The 7,208-nt window shown below is 71.8% G+C and carries 7 protein-coding genes and 1 pseudogene; 6 read left to right on the plus strand and 2 right to left on the minus strand.

Annotated features, from left to right (window positions below):
• The first annotated feature begins 2 nt into the window (after positions 1-2).
• Positions 3-998, plus strand: coding sequence for an ABC transporter ATP-binding protein (locus AO398_RS13060; RefSeq protein WP_058192507.1), 996 nt, complete (start codon positions 3-5; stop codon positions 996-998).
• On the plus strand, positions 995-2,017 hold the full coding sequence (locus tag AO398_RS13065) for an ABC transporter ATP-binding protein (RefSeq protein ID WP_152997513.1): 1,023 nt from the start codon (positions 995-997) through the stop codon (positions 2,015-2,017). The genes AO398_RS13060 and AO398_RS13065 overlap by 4 nt, the downstream gene beginning before the upstream one ends.
• Before the next feature lie 77 nt (positions 2,018-2,094).
• On the opposite strand, the gene AO398_RS13070 is transcribed toward AO398_RS13065, so the two are convergent.
• Together AO398_RS13070 and AO398_RS13075 are read right to left on the minus strand one after the other, a co-directional pair.
• Positions 2,095-3,483, minus strand: a complete 1,389-nt coding sequence (locus AO398_RS13070; RefSeq protein ID WP_058192509.1) for an FAD-binding oxidoreductase — start codon at positions 3,481-3,483, stop codon at positions 2,095-2,097.
• 12 nt (positions 3,484-3,495) lie between these two features.
• Positions 3,496-3,894, minus strand: a complete 399-nt coding sequence (locus AO398_RS13075; RefSeq protein WP_058192511.1) for a nuclear transport factor 2 family protein — start codon at positions 3,892-3,894, stop codon at positions 3,496-3,498.
• A gap of 262 nt (positions 3,895-4,156) precedes the next feature.
• Here AO398_RS13075 and tauA point away from each other — a divergent pair, with 262 nt between their 5' ends.
• The 4 genes and pseudogenes from tauA to AO398_RS13095 all read left to right on the plus strand — a co-directional run.
• Positions 4,157-5,197, plus strand: a complete 1,041-nt coding sequence (tauA, locus tag AO398_RS13080) for a taurine ABC transporter substrate-binding protein (protein ID WP_082643266.1) — start codon at positions 4,157-4,159, stop codon at positions 5,195-5,197.
• Between the two features lie 21 nt (positions 5,198-5,218).
• The gene (locus tag AO398_RS13085; protein WP_058192513.1) at positions 5,219-6,010 is read left to right on the plus strand and encodes an ATP-binding cassette domain-containing protein; all 792 of its coding nucleotides are present in this window, start codon (positions 5,219-5,221) and stop codon (positions 6,008-6,010) included.
• Positions 6,011-6,093: 83 nt separating this feature from the next.
• The gene (locus AO398_RS13090; protein WP_244498759.1) at positions 6,094-6,849 is read left to right on the plus strand and encodes an ABC transporter permease subunit; all 756 of its coding nucleotides are present in this window, start codon (positions 6,094-6,096) and stop codon (positions 6,847-6,849) included.
• 115 nt (positions 6,850-6,964) lie between these two features.
• Positions 6,965-7,208, plus strand: a pseudogene (locus tag AO398_RS13095) (aldehyde dehydrogenase); the annotation flags it as partial.

Raw genomic sequence — 7,208 nt, forward strand, 5'->3', positions numbered from 1 at the left:
CGATGGCCCCAGTTCTCGCCGTCGAGGACCTGACCGTCACCCTGACGCAGCCGGGAGGCCCAGTGCCGGTCCTGGAGCGCCTGAGCTTTTCCGTCGAGGCCGGCCGCACCATCGCGCTGGTCGGCGAATCCGGCTGCGGCAAGAGCATGACGGCGCTGGCCATCATGGGCCTGATGCCGGAAGGCTTCGCCCGCACCGACGGCCGCATCCGGCTCGCCGGGGAGGATATCGCGGCCGCCCAGCCGTCCCGACTGCGGGCCCTGCGCGGCAGCGCCCTGTCGATGATCTTCCAGGAGCCAATGACGGCCCTGAACCCGGTCTACACGGTGGGCGACCAGATTGCGGAGGCGCTGCGTCTGCACCAGCGGCTCGGGCGCCGCGCCGCCCTGGAGCGGGCGCTGGCGATGCTCAGGGCCGTGCAGATCCCCGCGGCCGAGCGGCGCCTGCACGCCTACCCGCACCAACTCTCCGGCGGCATGCGCCAGCGGGTGATGATCGCTATGGCGCTGGCCTGCCGGCCCAAGCTCCTGATCGCCGACGAGCCGACCACGGCACTCGACGTGACCGTCCAGGCGCAGGTCTTCGACCTGCTGAAGGCCCTGCAGGACGAGATGGGCACCGCCATCGTGCTGATCACCCACGACCTCGGCGCGGTGGCCGACATCGCCGACACCGTAGCGGTGCTCTACGCCGGGCGCTGTATCGAGCAGGGCAACACCCGGTCGGTGATGCGCGCGCCGCAGCATCCCTACACGCGGGGGCTGATGGGCTGCACTCCGCATCTGCGCCTCGGCGCGTCTGCCGATGCGGGAACGGGGCCGCTGCGGGAGATCCCGGGTCTCGTCCCGCCTCTCGGCCGGCGGCCGGCAATCTGCGCCTTCGCGGACCGCTGCGGCCGGGCCGACGCCACCTGTCTGGACAATCCCCAGCCGCCCCTGTCCGAGGCCGGCCCGTCCCGGGCGGTGGCCTGCTGGCATCCGGAGGCCCACACAGCATGACGATGAACGCCGCATCGGCCCCGACCGGGGCGGACCTCCTGCAGGTCAACGATCTGAAGGTCCACTTCCCTGTCCCGGGCGGCGGGCGGGTCCACGCGGTCGATGGCGTGAGCTTCGTCGTGCGCCGGGGCGCGAGCTTCGGCATCGTCGGGGAATCCGGCTCCGGCAAGTCGACCACGGCGCAGGGCATCATGCGCCTCGTACCGGCGACTGCGGGTCAGGTGGTCCTGGGCGGCGCGGACATCCTCGGTCTCCGGGGGCCCCGGCTCCGGCAGGCGCGGCGCCACATCCAGATGGTGTTCCAAGACCCGTTCGCGTCGCTCGATCCCCGCCGCTGCGCCGGGGATCTCGTGGCCGAGCCGCTGCGGCTGCTGGAAGGGCTTTCGCGCAGGCAGGCGGCGGCGCGGCTCGACGCGCTGTTCGCCGCGGTAGGCCTGTCGTCCGAGGCCCGCAGCCTGTTCCCGCACCAGTTCTCGGGCGGGCAGCGCCAGCGCCTGTGCATCGCCCGGGCGTTGGCGACCAAGCCCGACATCATCGTCTGTGACGAGGCGGTGTCAGCGCTCGACGTCGCGATCCAGGCACAGATCCTCAATCTCCTGGCCAAGCTCCAGGCCGAGCGCGGTCTCGCCTACATCTTCATCTCGCACGACCTCGGCGTCGTGCAGCACCTCTGCGACGAGGTCGCGGTGATGTATCTTGGCCGCATCGTCGAGCAGGCGCCGACCCGGACGTTCTTCTCCTTCCCGCGCCATCCCTACAGCTGGTCGCTGATCTCGGCGGCGGTGCCGGCCGGTCCCGCGCGGGACGCCCTGAAGGCGCGCTACCTCGTGCGCGGCGAGCCGCCGAGCCCGATCGATCCGCCCGCCGGCTGCCGGTTCGCCGGGCGGTGCCCGTTCGCGGTCGAGCGCTGCCGCGCCGAGGATCCCGCCCTGCTGGCGACCGGCCCGGGCCACTACGTCGCCTGTCATCGGGTCGGCGAGATCGAAGCGCCGGATTTCGACCGGGCGCAGGCCGCCTGACGCCACACGGCCCGCGATACGAAGAGGCCGCCCCGAACGCAGGGGGCGGCCCGTCGGGTCCGTCGGTTGCGGCCAGGTCAGGCCGCCTCGTCGCGGTGATGGTACCAGCGATAGAGCATCCGCTGTCCGATGCGCCGGAACGGGGCGAAGCGGTGGCCCGGCAAGGCCCCCTCGAAGATCGGCAGGCCCGCAGGCCTGCGCCCGGCCACCAGCCCTGCGAGGCGACGGCCAGCCTGGGCCGAGAACGAGACGCCGTTGCCACCGTAGCCCAGGGCATAGAACAAGGGCTCGCCCAGTTCGGGCTGGACGATGCGGGGCATCATGTCGTGGCTGACATCGACCCAGCCCCACCACGAATAATCGATCGCGATTCCTTCAAGGGCCGGGAATTTCTGGTGCAGGCCGTCGACCAGCAGGCGCAGGTGGCGTGGATGGGTCGCGTCCGCGCCGGTGATCGCGCTGCGGCTGCCGATCTGCACCCGGCCGTCCGGCAGCCGACGGTAGTAGAACCGCAGGGTGCGCGTGTCGGTGACGAAGGTCGTTGTGCGTAGCGTCGCGGCGATCTCGTCGGCGGTCAGGGGCCGCGTGACGAGGGAATTCGATAGGATCGGCATGATCCGGCTGCGCAGGCGCGGGTGCAGCCCCTGGCTGGTATAGCCGCCGGTGGCGATCGCCACCGCGCGAGCCCGCACGGTCCCGTGGGGCGTCCGCACCCGGAAGCCAGCGCCGTCGCGATCGATCCCGAGCACCGGACTAGCGGGGTGAACCTTGGCCCCGGCCGCCCGCGCGGCCCGGAGGTAGCCGAAGGCGAACTTAGCTGGATGGATGCCGATCCCGAGCGGCTCGTGGGCCCCGCCGGCCGCCCCAGCCTCGTCCACCCAGTCGCGCCGCAGCTCGTCCGCGCCCAGCATCCGGGTGCGGTAACCGAAGACTGAGTTGGCGACCTCGGACTCGGCCGCGAGCTTGGCGAAGGTGCGGGGCCGATGGGCGACGTAGATGTGGCCGCCGGGCTGCGGATCCGGGTCGAACTCACGCACGAGGCCGGTGAAATACTCGAAGCCCTCCAGGATCTCGGCGTGGAGCCGAAGTGCGGTCTCACGGCCGTAGCGGGCGATCCATTGCGAGCGGCTGAGCCGGCCCGAGGCATTCTGCCCCTGGCCGCCGTTGCGTGTGCTGCAGCCCCAGGCGACTCGATTGGCCTCCAGCACGGTGGCCTTGATGCCGTGGTCGCGGGCGAGGCTGAGCGCGCAGGACAGTCCGGTGAAACCCGAGCCGACGATCACCACGTCCGCATCGACGTCCCCCGTGATCGGGCCGTCATCCTCCGGCGGCGGGCCTGCGGTGGCGACCCAGTAGGTCGGCGCGTAGGCGCGGTCCGTGCCCGGGGTGGCGCTAATCAGCGGATCGTAGGTCGGATCGTAGGGCGCGCCGGTCGGGCGCAGGACGGGATCGGGGGTCAGACTCACGCTCCGCCTCCTTCAGGCCGCCTGGACCGGGCGATCCTTGCGGAAGGCGCTCTTGTGGGCGATCAGCCCGGCCTCGAACACGAACAGGTCGACGCCCTCTGCGGCGATCCGGCCACCATCGGCCCGGGTGCCGGTGAACAGCCATTCCGACGTCGCCCGCTCCCCCGCCAGCGTGTGGCGCGACACCGTCCAGGCCACGTCCGGCAAGTCGGTCCAGACCGCCACGAAGGCCGCCCGCACCGCGTCCTGTCCGGTCAGCCGGCGGCCGTGTGCCTCCGGTCCGGCTGCGGTGTCGAACACGACCCCCGGCGTGAAGCAGGCCATGACGCCGTCGGCGTCGTGGCGGTTGAAGGCCGCGAATAGGCGCTCCAGCAGGGCGTGGCGCTCGGCTTCGATCATCGCTTCACTCATGGACCCGCGCTCCCCTTGCGCGCCCGTAGGCGGCCGTTGTTCGCCACGACCTAGCGCCATCACGGACCGGCCGGCGAGATCCAGAGCGGTGCCAAAGATGCATCCAGTTGGCCGTTCGCGCCCGGGGCTCATCGGACACGCAGGAGCCAGTCGGCAGGGATTTGAACGGCGTCTGGCCCCTTGTGCACGGAGCTTGCCTTGTCGAACCTTGTCGCGGTGAAGCGGATTCGCATCGATCCGGGGGGCCGAGGGGAGTGTGGACATGGACAGCGTAAGACCGCGATCGAACCCGCGCCGCTCTGTGAGGCGAGCGACCCTGGCCGCCCTGGTGGCGCTGATGCCACTGGTTCTGGGGCTCCTCGCGCCCGGCCCCGCGCGGGCCGCCGAGAAGTCGGTCACCTTCGCCCACCAGGACATGGTGGTCCCGTTCCGGACCCTGATGGCCTCGGAGGCGATCGAGAAGGCCACCGGCTACACCGTGAACTGGCGCAAATTCGGCGGCGGCGGCGACGTCATCCGCGCCATGGCGTCGGGCAACGTCCAGATCGGCGAGGCGGGCTCGAGCCCGATCGCCGCGGCGGCCTCGCAGGGGCTCGACATCCAGCTGTTCTGGATCCTCGACGAGATCGCCGATGCCGAGCAGCTCGTGGCGCGCAACGGCACCGGCATCACAAGCGTGGTCGACCTGCGCGGCAAGACCGTCGCGGTGCCGTTCGTGTCGACCTCCCACTACCAGCTGATCGCCGCCCTGGCCGATGCCGGGCTCAGCCAGAAGGACGTGACGATCCTCAACATGCGTCCGCCCGATATCGCCGCCGCCTGGGAGCGCGGCGATATCGACGCGACCTTCATCTGGGATCCGGTGCTCGCCCGGGTGAAGAAGTCCGGCACGGCGGTGATCTCGGCCGGCGACATCGCCCGCAAGGGCAAGGCGACCTTCGACGGCCTCGTGGTCGACCGGGCCTGGGCGGCGCAGAACCGGGAGTTTCTGGTCACGCTGGTGAAGCTGATCGCCGCCGAGGACGCCGCCTACGCGGCCAAGCCTTGGGCCGCCGGTTCGCCCGGGGTGAAGGCGGTGGCCAAGATCACCGGCGCCGATCCCGCGGAGGTGCCGGCGAGCCTCGCGAGCTACCGCTTCCCGACCCTCGATGCGCAGGCCTCCCCGGCCTGGCTCGGCGGCGGAGCCGCCAAGGCGCTGACCGAGACCGCCGAATTCCTGAAGGCCCAGGGCCGCGTCCAGGCCCTGGCGCCCGATTACGGCCGGTTCGTCACCGGTGAGTACGTGGCGGCGGCCCGGAAGTAGCCGGCGGCTTCGGAGGGCGGCATGATCGAGATCCGCAACGTCAGCGTCCATTACGGAGAGGGCGAGGCCGGCATCGTCGCCCTCTCGCAGGTGAACCTGACGATCCGGCCCGGTGAGTTCGTGGTCGCGCTCGGCGCCTCGGGCTGCGGCAAGACTACCCTACTCTCGGCGATCGCGGGTTTCCTCGAACCAACCAAGGGCAGTATCCTCCTCGACGGCGTGCCGATCCGGGGGCCGGGGGCGGACCGGGGGGTGGTGTTCCAGCGCCACGCCCTGATGCCGTGGCTGAGCGTGGCCGAGAACGTGGCGTTCGGCCCCAAGCTGCGCGGCGTCGCGCGCCCGGGGCGGCGCCGGATCGCCAGCGCGATGCTGGACCTCGTCGGGCTGGCCGAATTTGCCGACCGGAAGGTCTACGAACTTTCCGGCGGCATGCAGCAACGCGTCGGCATCGCCCGGGCGCTTGCCGCCGACCCGCGCGCCCTGCTGATGGACGAGCCGCTGGGCGCCCTCGACGCGTTCACGCGCGAGCAGGTCCAGGAGCTGATCCTCCAGGTCTGGCACCGGACCGGCAAGATGGCTTTCTTCATCACCCACGACGTCGAGGAGGCGGTGTTCCTGGCCACGAAACTCCTGATCATGAGCCCGCGGCCGGGTCGCATCGTCGAGACGATCGACCTGCCCTTCTCGCGCGCGGTCGTGGCCGGGCGGGAGGCCCGGGCGGTCAAGTCGGATCCCGACTTCATCGCCGTGCGGGAGCGCGTGCTCGCGCGCATCCATCACCGGACCGATCCGGCGCTCGGGGGCTCCCGATGAGCGGCCTGCCCCTCGACGCGACGGCTGTTACAGAAACGCGGCGGTCTCGCCCCTGGCGCGGCGTCCGCCGCAGCGGAGCGCTGGTGCCGATCGTCAGCACCGCAACGGGGCTCGCCTGCCTCGGTCTCTGGGCGATCGCGACCCATATCGGCTGGATCAAGCCGTTGTTCCTGCCGCCGCCGGAGGCAATCCTGTCGGCCCTCGGACAGGCCTGGAACGGCGAGCTGGACGGAGCCCCCCTCGGCATCCATGTCCGCGACAGCCTGATGCGCGTCCTTGGGGCCTTCGGTCTCGCCACGCTGCTCGGCATCCCCGCCGGTCTGGCCATGGGGACGAGCCGGATTGCCCGCGGCATCCTCGATCCGCTGATCGAGTTCTACCGGCCGCTGCCGCCGCTCGCCTACCTGCCGCTGATGATCATCTGGTTCGGGATCGGCGAGCTGTCGAAGGTGCTGCTGATCGTCCTCGCCTGCTTCGCGCCGGTGGCGCTGGCGACCCGCTCGGGCGTGCTCTCCGCCTCCGCCGACCAGATCAACGCGGCGCGTGCCCTCGGGGCGAGCCGCGCGCAGGTCCTGCGCTACGTGGTGCTCCCGGCGGCGCTGCCGGAAATCCTGATCGGCCTACGGATCGGCATGGGGGTGGGCTGGACCACGCTGGTCGCCGCCGAGATGGTGGCGGCCCAGGCCGGGCTCGGCCAGCTTGTCCTCAACGCCTCCAACTTCCTGCGCACCGACGTGGTGGTGATGGGGATCCTGCTGATCGGCCTGTTCGCCACCCTGTTCGAGGTCGGCCTCCGCCGGCTCGAGCACGTGCTGGTGCCCTGGAAGGGGAAAGCCTGAGGGCCGCCGGGGCTCGCCCTGGCCCGCTCACTCGCCGCCGGCTGGATCTGTCGCGACGCCCGGGGCGCCCTTATCGACGGCGGGACGCCCCAGCCCAGCTGCGAGTGAGCCGCCCATGCCGAACGACCCCGAGAACCCGACGCGCGGGCAGGCGCGCCTGCCCCGGAGCGTGCGCGACCTCCTCGCCGTCCTCGCGGGCCGCCACCTGATCGGGAACGCGCTGGTGGGTCCGGTGGACGGCGATTGCCTGACCGTCCGCGATCCCGCCACCGGGCACGCCCTGGCCCAGGCGCCGGCGGCCGGCCCGGCGGATGTCCAGGCCGCAGTCGCGGCCGCCAGCGTCGCGAGCCGGGCCTGGG

The sequence above is a fragment of the Methylobacterium sp. GXS13 genome (assembly GCF_001455965.1).
Taxonomy (GTDB): Bacteria; Pseudomonadota; Alphaproteobacteria; order Rhizobiales; family Beijerinckiaceae; genus Methylobacterium.

What these genes read in the sequence shown, in the direction of transcription:
- AO398_RS13060 (WP_058192507.1), top strand. Translation starts at nt 3, where the DNA reads ATGGCCCCAGTTCTCGCCGTCGAGGACCTGACCGTCACCCTGACGCAG.
- AO398_RS13065 (WP_152997513.1), top strand. Translation starts at nt 995, where the DNA reads ATGACGATGAACGCCGCATCGGCCCCGACCGGGGCGGACCTCCTGCAG.
- AO398_RS13075 (WP_058192511.1), bottom strand. Translation starts at nt 3,894, where the DNA reads ATGAGTGAAGCGATGATCGAAGCCGAGCGCCACGCCCTGCTGGAGCGC.
- tauA (WP_082643266.1), top strand. Translation starts at nt 4,157, where the DNA reads ATGGACAGCGTAAGACCGCGATCGAACCCGCGCCGCTCTGTGAGGCGA.
- AO398_RS13085 (WP_058192513.1), top strand. Translation starts at nt 5,219, where the DNA reads ATGATCGAGATCCGCAACGTCAGCGTCCATTACGGAGAGGGCGAGGCC.